Below are 17,321 nucleotides of genomic sequence, written 5' to 3'. Positions count from 1 at the left end.
TACAAAAAGTGACTTGGGAGCCCCAAACTCTAGTCCAGCGCTCAGTTTACGTTGTCGGGCGGCCAACGGTCAAACCCGGTCTTATCCGCCAGCTACGGCTCCGGGACGCGAAGCGGTTCGGCGGAATTGATTTGGTTCGCGGGGGCATTCGCTGGCATCGGCAGCCGCTCGGGCAATCCACCGACGACCGGCGCGACGTCTCCGTTTTCCAATAACGTCGTATCGTCAGCCAGTGCGGCCCCTGTAGGGTCTTCGATCGGCCCCGGATCGATCCAAACACCCGTTGGATCCAATTGCATCGTCCCCATTTCAAAGTCCAAGAGGACGCGGAGGACTTCGTAGTTAACCCATACGTTCAGGAAGTCGTTTTGCGCGTCCAACAGATCGGACAACGCGGAGACCAAGTCGCGTGCAGCGGTCGGAGAAGTCGTGCTCTGTTGATTTGGTCGCAGCGGAGGATTCAGCTTCAGCCGCGCGATATCGACCTGGGCGATCGCCACCTGGACCGCTGTCCGACGGACTTCCAAGTTGATCCGGCTGAGCGCTGCGATCCGCAGCGTATTCCGCAGGCTCAACGAAACGCGATCCTCGAACAGCATGTAGTTCCGGCGGGCTTGCTGGTAATTCAGCAGCGCCTCGCGGTATTGATTTCGTTCGACCAACCGCGCCGTCGGCGTATCAAACTGAACGCCAAACCGGACTCGACTGCGATCGGGCGTAAATTGCACGATGTTATCCGGGTCGGTCCCCAATTCGCCACTGACGACCACGTCCAGATCGCTCTGCAGCGCGTTGGCGAAGAATTCGATCTTCCGCCACACATCGACCAAATTGGCTCGAGCGTTCATCCAATCCAAACGATTGGTCCGCGCGTAGCGGAGCGCTTCAAACGGCTCGATCTCCAGCGGCAGCAACGTGATCCCCTGCAATCGCGTCTCGGCGTGAACAAGCGATAGTTCCAACAACAAGTCCGACAGACGCCCCGCACGATCGTTCAACGTCTTCCATTGCTGCTGCAGCGTTGGCTCCGTTGGCGATTCGGGATCGCCCCCGTCGGCTGCTCGCAATGCCAACGGCTGCTGCGATTGCGTGTACTCCTGACGCAATTGATTCAGGTCGCCTGCGATCGTGGGCAAACGTTTTTTGAGAAACGCAATCCGTTTCATCAACACCTGCTCGTCGTACACTCGGCTATCGACATCGGCATCCAATTCGTCGATCTGCATTTTGACCTGCCGCAGCTGCTTGCGACGTTCGGGCAAATGTTTCTCCAGCGCCGCCAGATCAGCCAGCGCCGATTCCAGCTGACGCTCGATTCCAGCGTTCAAAGCAACAACTTTGCCGCGAGCCGCCTCCAGCGATTTCTCGCTTGGATTTTCGCGTTCGCTGCGAATCTCCAACAGAATGTCCGCTACTTCGTCTTGCAGCTCCGTCAACTTCGGATCGATCAGAGTAAACCGATCCAAGAGTTCATCGCGAATCTCGACCGGCAGCGTCGGTGGCAACCCGAGGTCGACTTTGAAGCTGTCGACGCGTGTTTGATAGGCTGCTTTGGCCGCCAACAGCGAACTTTGTGCATTGAGCAACGCCTGACGCGCTTGATCGACCTGCAACCGGCTGTTGATTCGGTTCGCCTCAAACGCCGCTTCCAATTGCGCCAAACTATCGCGGAGCGCGGTGATGTTGGTCGCTTGATTGCGGATCTGTTGCTGGTCCTGCAACAGTCCCATGTAGCCGCCGGCATCGGCAGCACCGCTCCGCCCGCTGGGGACCCCCGCGATCAGACCGAGCCCCGCTTGGCCGACGTTGGTGGCCAAACTTGGTCCGGGACCGGAGTTGCGGCCGGTGACGACATCGACGTAAAAGCCCTGCCGATATTGCTGCATCTGTCGGACGTTGGCCAACAGATTCCGTTCGGTTTGCGTCAGTTGTTCTAAAACGCGAGCGCGACCACCAAACCGCAGCAACGGCTGCACCAGGCTAAAATCGATCGTCGAAGTGAATAGATCGCTATCGGTACCCCAAAAATCCCAGACCAACGAATTGGCAAATCCGACGACCAATTCGCCGCCGGTCGCACTCAGCTTGCGGACACTGCCGAAACTAGTTTGGGTGAGCACGCTGCTGGCGCCGACGTCAGTTCCCCGGAACTCTTCAAACGTGCGTGTGCCCGAGAAAAATTGATGGTCGAAACGGAAGCGTTCGAACGAGACGTTCAGCGCCGAACGATACAGCGTCTCGACGTTTTGTTGGTAGTCGCGTGAATTGATCCGCGCCACACCAACGGCATCACGCAGATTCAGGACGACATTCCCGGTCTCGTCTTTGGGGAGCGAGGCGAGCCAATAAGGCGATTCGATCGACGAGATGTCGCCGTTGCGATGCCAATGTTTCCAACCGTGCATTCCATCGACACAGTGCATGTACCGATGCGAGTTGGGATCATCGGGCGGCATGGGCGACCGATCGATCGAAAACGGATCGAACATGCGTGAATCGGACGGTACGTAGACGCTGCCTCCATCGAGGTAGCCACCTTTCTGCTGGATCAAACAGTTGGCATCTTCGTCTGCCTGTTGCCGATACCAGCGCCGCGAACACCCCACCAGCAACAATGCTAGGCAAGCGATCAGCATACCGGTCGCGAAATACCTACTTCTGCCCATGCACTTCCATCCAACCGCCCAATCCCTCACAAACAAAAATCGGTGAACCGATCCGCGCAACGGCGATCAGCTCCCCTCGGGATAGATCGGCGCCAGTCAGGAAAGATCTGAGGATGAATCGGATTTTAGCGGATATGAACCTCTTTGGGCGAGCAAACCTCGCTAGCAAATCCCGTATCCACAACGCCAATACAGCATCGTCCCCCCTCGACAAGTGCCGGCCCTACTTCACCCTTACCCCAAACGAAGTCTGATGGGGTGGGTCGAACAAGCGAAGCAAAGTCCGGGGAGGCGAGTTCGCGTGCGTTACGAACCGAGTCGCTGCCGGACACCAGGAATCAGTCGGGCTGCGTTTTCTGAATAGACTTTCCGAAGCACGTCGTCGGGTAGGTAGAGGCCATAAATTTGCCACAGCCCCTGGGGCGGAAACTCTTTTTCCGAATACGGGAAGTACTGGTCGCGGGTCTCCAGGAACCGCCAGTACAGCCGGATCCGCGTCTCGGGCCAAGGACCATCGGTTCCGAACATCACACGATCGGCGTATTTGATGATGAAGTCGCGGGCTGAATAGGGCTGGCGTCCCAGTTCACCAATCCGCGAAGCGAATTCGACCGACAGGTTGGGATAGCGATCCAACCAAGCCGCGACGGTCTCTAGATCCTCCGAATTGTTCGCCACGTGGGCACCGATAAACTTCGTTTTCGGATGCCGCTCAATCACACGGTTTCTGGCCTCCAGCAAGGCCTCGCGCGACGGGAAGTCATCGCCGTGGAAGCTCCAGTCGGGATGACGGCTGAGTTCTTCCCAACGCTCGTTCTGCGGATCGATCGGATCGAAGAAGGCGGCCGGGTCGGCGACGTGCATGATGATCGGCAGCCCCAGTCGGCCGCACGCTTCCCAGATCGGATCCCACCGCAAGTCGTCGATCGCCAACAGATCGCGATCCTCACCGCGGTATCCCAGCCCAAACCCTTTAAAGATCTTCAGACCGCTGATCCCCTGTTCCGCTGCCGCTTCCAACTGCATCACGGTCTGACGGACAAACCCCGGTTGATTGCAGGCCCAGGTTGCCGGGTCGTCCGCATCCCCCGCCCCCTGCCAATCAATATTGGCATAGATCACAAAGCGGTCGCGATATTTGGTCCACAGATAACGCATGTGCTGCTGCAATTTATCGCCCAAGCGGCCGTCGAGACTGCAACAGACGGCGATGTTGTTGCGGTCCATCAATTCGACAAATGCGTCGAGCGCCTCGGGATCATCCTTCAAACGATAAGAGAGATGCGTGTGGACATCGACGACGGGGAACTTGGCTGCGTCACGCGGATTCTCGGGAACGCGAAGCTTCGCTTGCGGACGGAAGTTACGCAACAACAGCTCACGACCGTCGCGGCCGTCCAACGGCATCAAAAGCGGTTCCAAGGGCGCATCGGTATTCTCGGAAGTTGTTGCAGGTTGTTGAGCATCGACCGCGCCGCCCCACCAAACGGTGGTCAAGCCGATCGCGCAACAAAGTGATAGAATGCGAGCCAGAGACATTGTGATCCACGGATTCAAAGGAATTGCACTGTAAATGGCAGATGATTATACCGAGCAGCAGTCGTCGGGCGAGCAGCAGGACGCCTTGAAGCTGAGCTTGCAAACGACGACACCACCAGCCGAAGTGCCAGGATATCGCATCGAGCGATTCCTAGGTGCTGGTGCGTTTGGTCAGGTTTGGGTGGCGCGGGACCTCAATACGGGGCGCCCCGTGGCGATCAAATTCTATCTGCATCGCGGTGGGGTCAATTGGTCGCTGTTGAGTCGCGAGGTCAAGAATCTAGTGGCGCTGAGCGCCGACAGCTATATCGTGCAGGTCTTGGAAGTCGGCTGGGACAGCGAGCCACCTTATTACGTGATGGAGCTGATCGAAAACGGATCGCTCGAAGATCTGTTGCACAAGCGCGGCCGGTTGCCGGTCGAACGCTCGGTGCAGTTGTTCCGCGAGATCTGCATCGGCATGAACCATACTCACGGCAAGGGGATCCTGCACTGCGATCTGAAGCCGGCCAACGTCTTGTTGGACGAAGAGCTTCGCCCGCGGTTGGCCGATTTTGGACAGAGCCGGTTGTCACACGAACAATCTCCCGCGCTGGGAACGCTGTTTTATATGGCGCCCGAACAAGCCGACCTCGATGCGTCCCCCGATGTCCGCTGGGACGTCTACGGTCTGGGGGCGATCTTATACCGGATGTTGACCGGCACGGCGCCGCATCGCGAAGGGGCGGTGCTGGATCAGATCGACACCGCCGGTTCGCTGAACAAACGGCTTGAAAAGTATCGCGATGTGATTTGCCAGTCGGGTCCGCCCACGGGACACGAAAAAGTTCCAGGGGTCGATCGCCGACTGGGACAAATCCTGCAGCGCTGCTTGGCTCCCGATCCCGAACACCGGTACGCCAACGTCCAACAATTGGTCGAAGCGATCGACGAGCGGAATGCGTCAAAGGCCCGTCGCCCATTGATCCTGCTGGGACTCGTGGGCCCGTTGTTATTGCTGACCGCGATGGGGCTGTACGCGATTCGCAGCATCCGCGAAACGGGAAAGCAATTCACCACCGCGATGCGCGAAGAACGCAGCAAGACGAACCTGAGTGTCGCTGGGGAAAAATCACGTGCGTTGGAAATCGAACTGCGATCGTATTTTGACCTCGTGGCCCACGAAGCATCGCAGCCGGAGCTGGTGTCGACGATGTCGGCTGCGCTGCAAGAACCTCGGCTAACCGAACTGCGCGCGCAGATTGCCGCCCAGCAGGACCCCGAAGCGGCCCGCGAAGAAATTCTGGACAAACAACTCGGCCAGCCGTTGGAAGATTATCTGTCGCGACGTTTGCAACATTACAACAAACTGGCAGAATCCCAGCCCGGCGTTCCCAAGCTGGCAACAATCTTTGTCACCGATAGCCAAGGGACGATGATCGGTTTTGCGCACTCGGGCGAGGTCACGCGGAAACGGATCAGCCGCGGCCGCAATTACGCATTTCGCACCTACTTTACGGGTCGCAAGGAAGACCTCCCCAAAGAGACACCAGCGGCGGAGGTCAAAGAAATCGTCCAACGGACGCATCTATCGACAGCGTTTCAAAGCACCGCCACCGGAGTCTGGAAGCTGGCGGTCAGCACGCCGATCCGGTTGCCCCATCTCGACGCATCGAGCAGCCGCGATCCGGAGATCGATGGCGTCCTCGTGGCGACGACCAACTTTGGCGACTTTGAACAGTTTCGCGTCCGAGAGAAGGATGAATACGATGCCATCGGGGTCTTGGTCGACGCCCGCCCCGGTCCATTGCGGGGAACCATCCTACAACACCCTTGGATGCAGAAGCACCGTGCGGAGCATGAAGGCCACCAGAGCGAACGCTTCCAAGTGAGTGACGCGATATTGGATGAATTGCTCGCCGGTGGCGACATCAACTACCTCGATCCGATCGCCACAGCGCATGGTGGCGAAAATTTCAAAGGGAACTGGATCGCCGCGGTGCAGCCGGTCCATCTCCCTCAATCGGAAGATGGCAGCGGCGGCGAAACCGATTGGATCGTGTTGGTCCAATTTCGGCTCAGCAAGACGATCGCGCGAGTGGAAAGCCTAACCAACAAGCTGATCGCCGAAGGCATTATCGCGGCGCTGGCGATCCTGATGGTCAATGGAGCGATGTGGTACTTGGTCCGCCGAGCCAATTCCGCTGCGACCAGCGACGAAACCGATTCGGAGTCGACGCTCCCGGTCGCGATGCAGGAAACAATTTCCATTCAGGACTGATACGTCAGCCCGCTAGGTCGCTCGGACCCAACGATAGGCCACCGCGATCGTCAGTCCAGCCACGCCGCCAATCACGTCGTTCACGACGTCGTGAAGGCTCGCGCGACGGCCAAAATAGGGCTGAATCAGCTCGATGGCAACGCCGATCGTTAACACGCATGCCAGCGTGTAAACCGCCCTTCGCCAGAACGCCCAGCCGTCTAAAATCTGCATCAACAAGAACGCAACGCAAGCAAAAACGGCCAAATGTGAAAGGTTGTACAGCTGGTCCAGGCGTTGCGACCCAGCGGGCAAAGGGACGAAAAACGCGCCTAAAAGACAGCAGGCCGCCGCCAACTTCCACCGTGAAAACTCGGGGCGTCGTTGGTTGGCGGGGGATGCGTTCATTAAATTCTTTGCAGTTGAGAGAGCCCGGCCGGCGGACTTCAGAAATTTGGCGTTTTTTGCATGCATTGCACCCCAACCCTGGCTGGGCAATTATCCTAGACCGCATGTTTCGATCGGTTCAACACTAGATTACGCTAGCCATGCTTTTTCGTAAACGACAAAATCGACTGCGCGACTTGTCGTTTGCCGAACCTCTTGAACCGCGGCAGCTGCTGGCTGGAACTCCACTGACCGCAGCCGCCCCCGTCGAATCGGCTACGGCCAGCTCGACTTCGGAACCGATAGACGCTGACCCGGTGAGCTCCTCCAGCGGCCAGAGCGAGGAGGTCGATGACGCCGCCAGCGCGGCGAGTTCCTCAACTGCAGTCTCGGAAGAAGCGCCGACCGCCCCCGTCGAAACGGAGACCGAAAAGCCATCCGTTGGCGAACGAGTGGTGGAAACTGCGAAGTCAACGGTCGAAGTTGCGACCAACGCGACGAAGCAGGTCGTATCGGGAGTCACAAGCCTGGGGAAATCGGTCGCCAGCCTTCTTCCGGGCAGCGTTTCCACGACATCGAAAAGCACCGCAGCTCCTTCGTCGACGGAGCCTGTCGAACCGTCCAAAGAAATTGAAACGCAACTCCCAGCGACGGACGACGCCAACGAACAGTCTGAGGATTCGTCGTCTATAGAACCGGAACCGGAACCGGACGACACGGACGACACGGACGACACGGACGACACGGACGACACGGACGACACGGACGACACGGACGACACGGACGACACGGACGACACGAACGACGACGACGACGACGACGACGACGACGACGACTCCGACTCCGACTCCGACTCCGACTCCGACTCCGACTCCGACTCCGACTCCGACTCCGACTCCGACTCCGACTCCGACTCCGACTCTGACTCTGACTCTGACTCTGACGAAGACGACGCCGATAAGGCCATCGAAAACGAGAGTGGCAACGACAGCGGATCCGAATCCTCGGTCGAACGTGCAACGATTGCGAACTCGGCCTCGGACCGATCAAACACGACTCCACCAGAGCTTGAAACGGCAAATGCTCATGATTTCGTGGCTCAGGAAACGCGGGATGCGGCGATTCCGTTAACAACCGTGGAAGCCGCCCCGCCCAAGACAACTCCGCCCGAAGTGAACCAGGACGGGAGCGTCGAAGCTCGCGTGGATGTCGACGTTCAGATCGACGTCGAACTGCCAGCCTTCAGCGACGTTGAATTTGTCAACAACACGTCGGTCGACGCGGATCTGCCTGCCTTCTCGTCGGCAGCATCGCCAACAACTGAGAACTTGGCATCGGCCCCCGTGCCAAACGAATCGCCCACCACACCTTCCAACGCCGACTCCGCAGCATCCGCCGATCGGAATCTACCGCAGGGGCTTGCGAAACGGGACACATTGCCAGAGGGAATCGCGCAGCAAGATACGCTTCCCAAGGGCTTGTCCAAACGAAGTGAGCCTGCCGTCACGAGCACGCCGACGAATGATTCCACCGCGCCGATAGAAGCGGCTCAAGCGGCAACCGCTGAACTTGCCCCGCCGGTTGCTGTGGTGGAACCGGCCCCAATTGGCGAACCGGGCGTGGTCCCAATGGAACCTGCCGCGACCGTCACGGCAACGGTTTCGGCCAGCGTCCAGCAAGCCCCCTCCGAACAGCCCCCCGCTGCAACGACACGGACCACGTTCAACGCTTCGTTACACATGGAAGTTTCGATTCCAAACGTTTTTGGAAAACAAGATACCACCGCGGAAGCGGTGGCGAATGCTCCGCAACCTTCTCCCACAACCGACACGTCCGCGCAGCGTTCCAATCGCAATCTCGCGGCTTCTGCCGCGGCTCCCGAAAGCTTGGATCTGCCAGCAAGCCAGCCTCAAACGGAAAGCTCAGCAGTTCCGTCGAGCCCCGCTGCATTGCAAACGGCTGAAACGTCAATCGTCCCATCGACAACCGCTCCGATCGCAAGCGAACCGCCACCGACCGGCAACGTGGCGGTGAATGAACGTGTGGCCGAAGCCCCGACCGGCACCACGCATTTCGAACCCTCGGTCGCAGAGCTCGTCGCGACCTCTGCGGCTTCGGAGCGTTCCGTCGAACCGAAGCCAAACGGCGGTCAAGAGGTTACGGAGGAGAACGCTTCTGTCGAACTGCCAGTCGCCACGGATTCCGAGCCCGCGGTAGCGGACATCGCAACGACAACAGCCGATGCAGAACCCTCCGCTCCACGGAGCCTAAACCGCCAAGTCACCGCCCCTCCGTCCGCTGTTGAATCGCAACTTGCCATCGAAGCGACAACGTCTGACGGATCGCTACCGTCGGTATCGGACACGCACGTCTTGGCAGACAATCAACAACAGATCGCGGAACCGACGCTGCAAGGTACATTTCCCGAATCGGGGTCACCTGTTGTCAGCACGACGGCGGATACAATCGTCACGCCCCAACCCGGCGTCAACGACGAACTTGTCACAGAAACTGCAACCGACGCAGACGCCAACCAATTAGCAACGGCAACCTCTATCGAACGGGAAGCTCCCTTCGTTGCGTCCGACACGGTTGCCGAACGTACCGGAGAATCGCGACGTCGGTTGTCGTCGGATTCTCTGCCCGTGGAAGCGGCAGATTCGATTGCGATGCATTTCGATGTCGCGAATGATTCGACGGAAACCAGCATCACGTCGGCCACCACTCCGACAGACGCGATTGCCGAAACGCCCTCAAACGCCGCGGAATCATCGCTGAATGCCTTGGCTTGGGAAACTCAAATCGAATCCAAAGTGGAGACGCTTACTGCGTCCCCCATTGAAACCCGAGACACCTTGGATGTCCAAAAAGCTTCGCGATTGGAAGGGTTGGAGACGCTTGGCGATCGCACCGCCGAGTCTTCCGGTAGCGAATCGTTCGTTGCATCGTCGGTCAACACCGAAGAACCCGACGCCTGGTCTGCAGCCGAGCGACAACATGACGCAGATTCCAATGCGGTACCGACGGGACTGGAGCCAATGTCGGACAGTTTGTCGGACCCGATCGAAATGTTGTCCACAACGCCACCGTCCAGCACACATGACGACGGAGTCCATACGCCGCCCACGTTTGCGACGATCATCGGTAGCGTTGCGGAAGCTCGCGGTGAATCCGCAATGGAAAGGCCAAGCGATATTCAACTTGTCAGCCCGGAGACCAGCCGTGGCACCAGTGGACAGGATCTGATGCCGGGGGTGATCGGTGCACCGCAGCTGGCCTACCACCATAAAATTAGTTTCTCGATTCAAAATCTCGACGCATCCGACGCTGGCAAGTCGGATCCCACATTACGACATTCCGAAGGGGAAACGGAAGCTCGCACCGAAAATGGCGTCCTGATGGATGCAGGGGACGCTGGCGGGCTTTATGCCCACAACGATTCGTCGCGTGAGCAACATCCGGTCAAACACGGCGACGACGCTGCGTCTGCGGAGTCGCAAGAATGGGCTCCTTTAGAAGCGGAATCCGAATCCGCCGCCAAGCGTCCACTCTACCCTGTAAGCACTGCGGTTCCGAAGGCACCTGCCGAAGAAGTTCCCACCGCCACGGCGATCGTACTGGGAATCTTCGCGCCGGCTTTGGGACGCGTACGTCAGCGTCGGAGTAAGGAAAACAGCACGTCCAAAATTCGATCGGAAGAGCAACCGTGACCGCCGCCGACTTCCAGCTGCACGAAATCGAACAGCTATGGTCCCGCTTCAAAGAGCAGCGGGCCGATGCTGATGATTTGAGTGTTGCCGAGTTTGCGAAACAGTTCCCCGCGTTGGCAACCGATATCCTGCGCGTCTTTCCGTTGATGATGGAATTGGACGAATACGCCAATACCGCAGACGAATTGCCCACGTCGCAACAAATCCCCGAACAGATTGGCGGCTACCCCATCGTTCGCCAGATCGGTGTTGGCGGGATGGGAGTGGTTTATGAAGCCCAGTGCGACACGTTGCGAGAGCGCGTTGCGATCAAGGTGATTTCTTCAGAACGGTTGGATGCCAAGGGGATCGAACGCTTCAAGCAGGAAGCCCGGGCGGTCGCCAGTTTGCACCATACCAACATCGTTCCGCTTTACGCATTTGGCGAATCGACCGATCATCACTTCTATACGATGCGGTTGATCGATGGTCCCAATTTGGCCGACGTTGTGCGGATCGCCGCGGAAGCATCGAACGAATCGGAATCCGACCGTAGTGTCAGCGACGTCGTGGCATGGGAACTACTGCAGCGTCTGCGAAACAACTGGCGTCTGATCGCCCAATGGGGCAACCAGGCCGCGTCCGCATTGGCTCACGCGCACGCCAAACAGATCTTGCATCGCGACGTGAAGCCGGCGAATCTGCTGATCGATTCGGCCAACAAACTGTGGGTCACCGACTTTGGCTTGGCCAAACGAACGCTCGATGACAACAGCTTGACCAGCATGTACCACGCCGTCGGCACGCCTCGCTATATGGCACCGGAACAACTGCGAGGGATCTCCGATGAGCGCAGCGACATCTTTTCGCTAGGACTCACGCTATGCGAATTGGTCACGCTGCAGAAAATGGATTCGGCGACGCGCGATGCGTTGTCGGTCGCCAAACCAGGCGAGCTCAGGAAGCGGCATCCGCAACTGCCAGAGGAACTCGAACACATCATTTTGAGGGCCCTTGCGCTCGCTCCTCAGGACCGCTACCAGTCCGCCGCCGCAATGGCAGATGACCTGAACGCGTTCGCAGGAAAGACACAGCCGCCCCCCGAGGGCCGCCGTCCGCGGACGCTGGCGACCACATCCTTGGGGATCCTGTTGGCGATCGGCGGTTTGTTTTTGGCCAGCTCCACCAACGACGCCGTCTCGCACAACTTGGATTCGGTCGCCGCGCAACCGGTCGTTCATCGCAGCGATCGAATCGGATTCAAAGTGCCCGAAGGAACCGATTCGGTCGGTGAAGTCCCGGCAGATTTCGGCGACTTGAGCGCGATTCAACTTGCCGGCGAAGATGCATCGCGATTTCAGTTCGATCCCCGCTCTCGGCAACTGCGTTTCCGGCAAACGCCCGATTTTGAAGTGCCGCTGGATCGCGACATGGATAATGTCTATTCGCTACAGATCGCCGAACATCCGTTGGCCGTTACGGTCAGCGACGTCAACGAACCACCTCAATTTGACCAATTTGTGTTCGAGCCCGACGGTCAAACGATCATCCTTTCACGTCAACAACTAGCATCCGCTTGGGCGATCGATGTTCGTGACGATTCCGACCGGCTGTACGATGGCCTGTGTCTGACGATCACCGGTGGTGCCGATCGCGAATTGGTCAAGATGACAACCCAAGGCGTTTTTGTTTTCGACCGCAAGCTCCGCGACACGATGCCAGCCGACGACAATGGCGACGGAATCTACGAGATCGAAGTTACGGCGCGCGACCAGACCCCGATCTGGTTTGCGAGGTTGGAGCAACAACCGGATGGCAAAATTTCGCTGCTCCGAGAACGTGTTGTCGCCGGTGCCAAGCTGGAATCGACGCTTTTGTCGGTGGACTGTTTGATCCGACGCGATGTGGTCGATATTGCAACCGCCGACGGCAAAACGTTTTATCACCTGCACAGCAACTCCTCGGAGAAGGTCTCGCTGTTCCGTAGCACCCTGACTCAACGCGGGACGTTTGAATCGACGCAGCTGAGCCAAGATTGTTGTCTTGGCAATGATGTGATTGGTTTTGCCACGCTTGATGGAAAGGAGTTTCGTTATCTGACCCGACAACGCGGCGCGTTGCAGGCGCTGCGAATGTATCAAGCGACGCTGCGTGACGACGGATCATTCGATAGCCAACCCCTTAGCGCGGACTGTCGTTTGCCCTACACGATCGAAGGCTTCAGCTGGCTTGACACGACACGGTTCCATCACGTCCGGCGACTGGGCAGCGGTGAGCGCTTGTTTTACTTCTCCTTTCAATCGGGAGACCGGTTCGAAAACATGCGGTTGCATGAATCCGAATCGCAATACACCGGTCAAACCCGCGGGCAAGCCGCTTGGCAAGAACACGCTGCGACATCTCGGTCCACCGTGCAGACGATTCGCTTCCAGATCGCACCGTAAATTCTTGACAAACGAAACGATCGACGGTTTCGATTGAGGTTATGATATCGGCCGAGCACGCTTTACGTCCGACCGGTTTGTCGACACTCGATCGGCATCTGCAGTGGTCGGGAAGGCGATTTCCGCTCCGCGAATGAGCGAGCGGCAAACGCACTTTTGCGGAGCGAAGGCGATCATCTTTCTGCGCCGGCCCCCTCACCCCATCTCTTGGATCTCTTCGACATGCGAACTGCTTTACCACTGGCCTTTGCCTTCTTGATCTTCACGAACCTGTCCGCGATTGCGCAACACCGCTTCCTGGCCAATCAGCAAAACAAGCTGGTGATCATCGATGCCCAAGGGAAGACGGAATGGGAGATGACGCTCAGCGGGGCGCCCCATGATTTACAGTTGCTCGACAATGGCAACATCCTGACGCATCAGAATACCGAGATCATCGAGATCGATCCCCGTAGCAGCGAGATCGTGTGGCGGTTGGATGCGAAGAAGTTCGCGACCGTGGACCGAGTCGAGGTTCACAGCGTCCGGGCGATCCCAGGGGATCGGATCATGATCGCGCTGAGCGGCGAAGGAAAGCTGCTGGAAATTGATCGTGACGGGACGCTACAGCATTCGATCGCGTTGCAACGCACTCACCCGCATCCCCATCGCGACACGCGACTGGTTCGGCGTATGGAGAATGGCAACTATCTTGTCGCTCAGGAAGGTGACGGCAAGGTTTGCGAATACGACCACGACGGCAAGATCGTCTGGCAATATGACGTGCCGATGTTTGGTCGCCAACGACGTGGCGGGCACGGTCCCGAAGCGTTTGGCAATTCGGTGTTCAGCGCGCTGCGACTGCCCAATGGCAACACCCTGATCGGCACCGGTAACGGACACAGCATCTTGGAAGTGACGCCTGAGAAAGAGATCGTCTGGAAATTGGCTCAAAACGATCTACCGGGCATCACGCTGGCTTGGGTGACGACGCTGGAATACCATCCCAATGGCAACATCGTGTTTGGCAACTGTCACGCCGGTCCCGATAACCCTCAGCTGATCGAAGTCAATCGCGGCCAGGAAGTGCTATGGCAATTCCATGATTTCAAGACGCTGGGGAACGACGTTTCCAATTCGATCGTCTTGGACGCCGCCGCAGACGTGGTTCGTTGATCTGCAACGGCCTCGCAAATCGCGGGCGGAGCGTCAAACTGCGGCAGCAGATTGTGACGCCTCGCGACACTGATCATCGTGAACGATGCAGGCCGTTGCATGGGCGCTGTCGGGCAGGCGAGGAATGATCTCGCGACATTCGGATTGCGCGTCGGGACACCGGTCGACAAACGGGCAACCTGGATAGGTTTTGTCGGGCGAAGGCACTTCGCCTGTTAAAACGGTTCGCGTTCGTTCGGCTTCGATCTTCGGGTCCGGAACCGGCACGGCCGACAACAGGGCTCGCGTGTAAGGATGGGTGGGATTGTTATACAGTTCGTCGGCATTGGCCGATTCAACAATCCGTCCTAGATACATCACGCCGACGCGGGTCGCGATGTGCCGGACGATCCCCAGATCGTGGGCGATGAAGAGATAGGCAAGCCCCAGCTTCTGCTGCAGGTCCATCATCAGGTTGATGACTTGAGCCTGGATCGAGACGTCCAAAGCACTCACCGGTTCGTCGCACAGAATCAACTTGGGTCGGACTGCCAAAGCCCGCGCGATGCCGATCCGTTGGCGTTGGCCGCCGGAAAATTCATGGGGGTAGCGATTGAGGAACCTTGGATTGAGGCCAACCAAGTCCATCAGCCGCAGCACTTCCAACTTGCGGTCGTTACTGCTCAGCACGCCGTGAATTTGCAACGGTTCGCTGATGATCGCGCCAACGGTCATCCGCGGGTTCAGCGAGGCAAAGGGATCTTGAAAGACCATTTGCACGGTCCGCCGAAAGGGCATCATCGCCGATTCGCTGAGCCCACAGATTTCGCGGCCTTCGATTTTGATCGATCCGGATGTTGGTTCATTCAGTCGCGCGATTGCGCGGGCGGTGGTTGATTTCCCACAGCCGGATTCGCCAACCAGCCCTAGCGTTTCCCCTTCGCGAATCTCAAAAGAGACGCCATCGACGGCGCGGATCAATCCATGTTCGGGGGCGAATAATGTGCCGCGACGGAAGGGAAAATGAACCTTCAGGTCCTCGACAGCCAACAGGGGAGCGGTGGGATCGTTCATGCGTGCTCACTGAATTCCGGCATAACGGCGAAGGGCAGGTAGTGCGTGCAAGGCATCTTACAGTATTGGGAAACCTGGTCCCAGGCTTTCCCTTGACGGAAATTCGGCTAGGATTCAATCCAAACGCCACGAAACAGCGTTCCCACGATGGTGTGGCCACACGCCAACAGCAGCCCCCGCTGCGTGGTGATTCATTGAACCCTGATTACGCCCCGGAATCTTTAGAGATGGCAGATCTTTACGAACGCTACAACGAAGTCGAACAATTGATGGACGCTGGCAAAGATGCCGAAGCGGTCGCGGGACTCAATGCAATCCTCGCGGAGGACGAAACGTTTGTATTGGCTCATTTGGCGCTGTCGCGAGTCTTGACGCGAACGGGCGACCACGTGCAAGCGATCGTGCACGCGGACCGTGCATGTGAGCTGGAGCCGAACGAACCGTTCAATTACACGGCCAAGAGCGTCACCTGCCAGCGAGCCTGGGCGGGAACCCAAGACCAGAAGTACATCCAGATGGCTGAAGACGCGATGGCTCAAGCCCACGCGATTCAGGCCAATCAATAATCCGACGAGCAAAGGCCTAAGGCACCTTTCGCGGATCAGGCCGCTTCGCAACGGCGGATCTGATGGTATGCCAGCAGGACTTCATAGAGGTCTTCTGAAACGGAGACTTCGTCCTTGCAGAAATCACGCAACCAATTGCGATCGGTCTCCCATGCGTCGACCAGCAACGGCACCAAATCGCCTACCGAAACGGTCACGGTTGGCGCCGATGGGAGCATATCTCGTCGTGGTGCGTACAATTTCAGGGTATTCTTGTCCATCAAGCTTCCTTTGAACCATGTCTTGCCGTCGAGGGAGGTCTACCCGAATTTAGGCCTTGCTGCCAAGAGCCAAATTCAAGCATCGGATGAATGTATCGTCGGTTAAATCACGCCGACTTTAACGATTCTCGCGATTGTGCGGCTAACTTTTCTTTCCTGCGGTTCTTCGCAGCACGCTTGCCCGGCAAACGCTAGCCCTCGGCTGAACACGCCCCTCCGAATGGTCGATGCCGACGATTCGACAAAGAAACTCTCGCCCCGCTTGCTTCGACAGCCCTAACGCGTGGGGACCGAACCGCCATCCGGCAAACGCTTGCGAACCGTGGATGACTTGCCAGCGGTTTAGAATCTCCGATTGATTTCTCAGAAAGTTTCAACGTACAAGGTGAAAGCTCCGATTCATCCAATACTTGACTATCTTGATAAAGTATATACCATTAAGACCTTTGACGAGGCAAACGCCTTCAACAGCCCACTAAAACCGTCAATAACTCATGCCTGAACAAAAGCTCGCGGAACCTTCAGACCGGCCGACGCTGAAAGTTCTTCGCCCCGAAGCCTCGGTCGCAACGACGTCCTCGGATCCGATCGGAGCGCTGGCGGCCGATCCACCGCTGGTGCCAGGGGACGAATTATTCGGCGAACTGGCGGCACACAGCCAACGCTTGGAATCAGCCTCTCCCCAAGAGATCCTGGCCTGGGCGGTGGCACAATACGCTCCGCGGTTTACGATGGCGACGGCCTTTGGCCCCGAGGGAATGTGCCTGATTCACATGTTCGCCGAAGTCGCTCCACAGACGCCGATCTTCAATTTGGAGACGGGGTATCAGTTCAAGGAGACGTTGGCGCTGAGGGAACAGGTTCGAGAGCGATACGGGATCACCATTGAATACAAATATCCCGAACAGACGGTCGAGGAATATGAAGCGGCCAATGGCGGCCCGGTTTACAAGACCGACACCAATCGGTGCTGCTTTGATCGGAAGATCAAAGTTTTGCACAAGGCAGCTCACGGCATGCATGCCTGGTCCAGCGCGATTCGTCGCGATCAGAGCCCCGACCGGGCAGAACATCCGATCGTCGGTTGGGACAAAAAGTTTCAGCTGGTAAAGATCAGCCCGTTAGCGAATTGGACGAAGAAGGAAGTCTGGGGCTTCATTGCCAAGAACAACATTCCGTACAACCCATTGCACGACCAAGGCTACCCAAGCGTGGGCTGCTGGCCCTGCACCCGTTCGATCGCATTGGGCGAAGACGAACGGGCGGGTCGTTGGAGTGGTTCGGCAAAGACAGAATGCGGACTACACAGCAGTGACTGAGGTG

At 57.9% G+C, this 17,321-nt stretch carries 11 protein-coding genes; 6 read left to right on the top strand and 5 right to left on the bottom strand.

Features of this window, described 5'->3' with window-relative positions; translation table 11 throughout:
- Positions 1-92 precede the first annotated feature (92 nt).
- Positions 93-2,666 (bottom strand): TolC family protein, encoded by a 2,574-nt coding sequence (locus tag Poly24_RS05585; protein ID WP_145091673.1) that lies wholly within the window; start codon positions 2,664-2,666, stop codon positions 93-95.
- A 306-nt stretch (positions 2,667-2,972) separates the two neighbouring features.
- A complete protein-coding gene (locus tag Poly24_RS05580) occupies positions 2,973-4,205 on the bottom strand; it encodes an amidohydrolase family protein (protein ID WP_145091670.1) in 1,233 nt (410 codons plus the stop codon).
- A gap of 34 nt (positions 4,206-4,239) precedes the next feature.
- Between Poly24_RS05580 and Poly24_RS05575 the strand changes: the two genes are divergently transcribed.
- The gene (locus Poly24_RS05575) at positions 4,240-6,465 is read left to right on the top strand and encodes a protein kinase domain-containing protein (RefSeq protein ID WP_145091667.1); all 2,226 of its coding nucleotides are present in this window, start codon (positions 4,240-4,242) and stop codon (positions 6,463-6,465) included.
- A gap of 12 nt (positions 6,466-6,477) precedes the next feature.
- Here the strand turns inward: Poly24_RS05575 and Poly24_RS05570 are convergent, their stop codons facing one another.
- On the bottom strand, positions 6,478-6,852 hold the full coding sequence (locus Poly24_RS05570) for a VanZ family protein (protein ID WP_197452349.1): 375 nt from the start codon (positions 6,850-6,852) through the stop codon (positions 6,478-6,480).
- Between the two features lie 140 nt (positions 6,853-6,992).
- Here Poly24_RS05570 and Poly24_RS05565 point away from each other — a divergent pair, with 140 nt between their 5' ends.
- The 3 genes from Poly24_RS05565 (at position 6,993) to Poly24_RS05555 (ending at position 14,119) form a co-directional block, all read left to right on the top strand.
- On the top strand, positions 6,993-10,541 hold the full coding sequence (locus Poly24_RS05565; RefSeq protein WP_145091660.1) for a hypothetical protein: 3,549 nt from the start codon (positions 6,993-6,995) through the stop codon (positions 10,539-10,541).
- On the top strand, positions 10,538-12,964 hold the full coding sequence (locus tag Poly24_RS05560; protein ID WP_145091657.1) for a serine/threonine protein kinase: 2,427 nt from the start codon (positions 10,538-10,540) through the stop codon (positions 12,962-12,964). The genes Poly24_RS05565 and Poly24_RS05560 overlap by 4 nt, the downstream gene beginning before the upstream one ends.
- Positions 12,965-13,186: 222 nt before the next feature.
- Positions 13,187-14,119 (top strand): beta-propeller domain-containing protein, encoded by a 933-nt coding sequence (locus Poly24_RS05555; RefSeq protein ID WP_145091654.1) that lies wholly within the window; start codon positions 13,187-13,189, stop codon positions 14,117-14,119.
- Positions 14,120-14,152: 33 nt separating this feature from the next.
- On the opposite strand, the gene Poly24_RS05550 is transcribed toward Poly24_RS05555, so the two are convergent.
- Positions 14,153-15,172, bottom strand: coding sequence for an ABC transporter ATP-binding protein (locus tag Poly24_RS05550; RefSeq protein ID WP_145091651.1), 1,020 nt, complete (start codon positions 15,170-15,172; stop codon positions 14,153-14,155).
- Between the two features lie 227 nt (positions 15,173-15,399).
- Between Poly24_RS05550 and Poly24_RS05545 the strand changes: the two genes are divergently transcribed.
- A complete protein-coding gene (locus tag Poly24_RS05545; protein ID WP_145091647.1) occupies positions 15,400-15,738 on the top strand; it encodes a scaffolding protein in 339 nt (112 codons plus the stop codon).
- Positions 15,739-15,773: 35 nt separating this feature from the next.
- On the opposite strand, the gene Poly24_RS05540 is transcribed toward Poly24_RS05545, so the two are convergent.
- The gene (locus tag Poly24_RS05540; protein ID WP_145091644.1) at positions 15,774-15,998 is read right to left on the bottom strand and encodes a hypothetical protein; all 225 of its coding nucleotides are present in this window, start codon (positions 15,996-15,998) and stop codon (positions 15,774-15,776) included.
- Positions 15,999-16,492: 494 nt separating this feature from the next.
- Here Poly24_RS05540 and Poly24_RS05535 point away from each other — a divergent pair, with 494 nt between their 5' ends.
- Positions 16,493-17,317 carry a phosphoadenylyl-sulfate reductase gene (locus Poly24_RS05535; RefSeq protein WP_145091641.1) on the top strand — a complete coding sequence of 275 codons (825 nt, stop codon included), beginning with the start codon at positions 16,493-16,495 and terminating at the stop codon, positions 17,315-17,317.
- The last annotated feature ends 4 nt before the right edge of the window (positions 17,318-17,321 follow it).

It is taken from the genome of Rosistilla carotiformis, assembly GCF_007753095.1.
Lineage (GTDB): Bacteria > Planctomycetota > Planctomycetia > Pirellulales > Pirellulaceae > Rosistilla > Rosistilla carotiformis.
The sequence above is the reverse complement of the archived record's forward strand: the minus strand, read 5'-3'. Positions and strand labels throughout refer to the sequence as shown.

Coding starts and splice junctions, on each gene's coding strand:
- Poly24_RS05585 (WP_145091673.1), bottom strand. CDS start 2,666: ATGGGCAGAAGTAGGTATTTCGCGACCGGTATGCTGATCGCTTGCCTA.
- Poly24_RS05580 (WP_145091670.1), bottom strand. CDS start 4,205: ATGTCTCTGGCTCGCATTCTATCACTTTGTTGCGCGATCGGCTTGACC.
- Poly24_RS05575 (WP_145091667.1), top strand. CDS start 4,240: ATGGCAGATGATTATACCGAGCAGCAGTCGTCGGGCGAGCAGCAGGAC.
- Poly24_RS05570 (WP_197452349.1), bottom strand. CDS start 6,852: ATGAACGCATCCCCCGCCAACCAACGACGCCCCGAGTTTTCACGGTGG.
- Poly24_RS05565 (WP_145091660.1), top strand. CDS start 6,993: ATGCTTTTTCGTAAACGACAAAATCGACTGCGCGACTTGTCGTTTGCC.
- Poly24_RS05555 (WP_145091654.1), top strand. CDS start 13,187: ATGCGAACTGCTTTACCACTGGCCTTTGCCTTCTTGATCTTCACGAAC.
- Poly24_RS05550 (WP_145091651.1), bottom strand. CDS start 15,172: ATGAACGATCCCACCGCTCCCCTGTTGGCTGTCGAGGACCTGAAGGTT.
- Poly24_RS05545 (WP_145091647.1), top strand. CDS start 15,400: ATGGCAGATCTTTACGAACGCTACAACGAAGTCGAACAATTGATGGAC.
- Poly24_RS05540 (WP_145091644.1), bottom strand. CDS start 15,998: ATGGACAAGAATACCCTGAAATTGTACGCACCACGACGAGATATGCTC.
- Poly24_RS05535 (WP_145091641.1), top strand. CDS start 16,493: ATGCCTGAACAAAAGCTCGCGGAACCTTCAGACCGGCCGACGCTGAAA.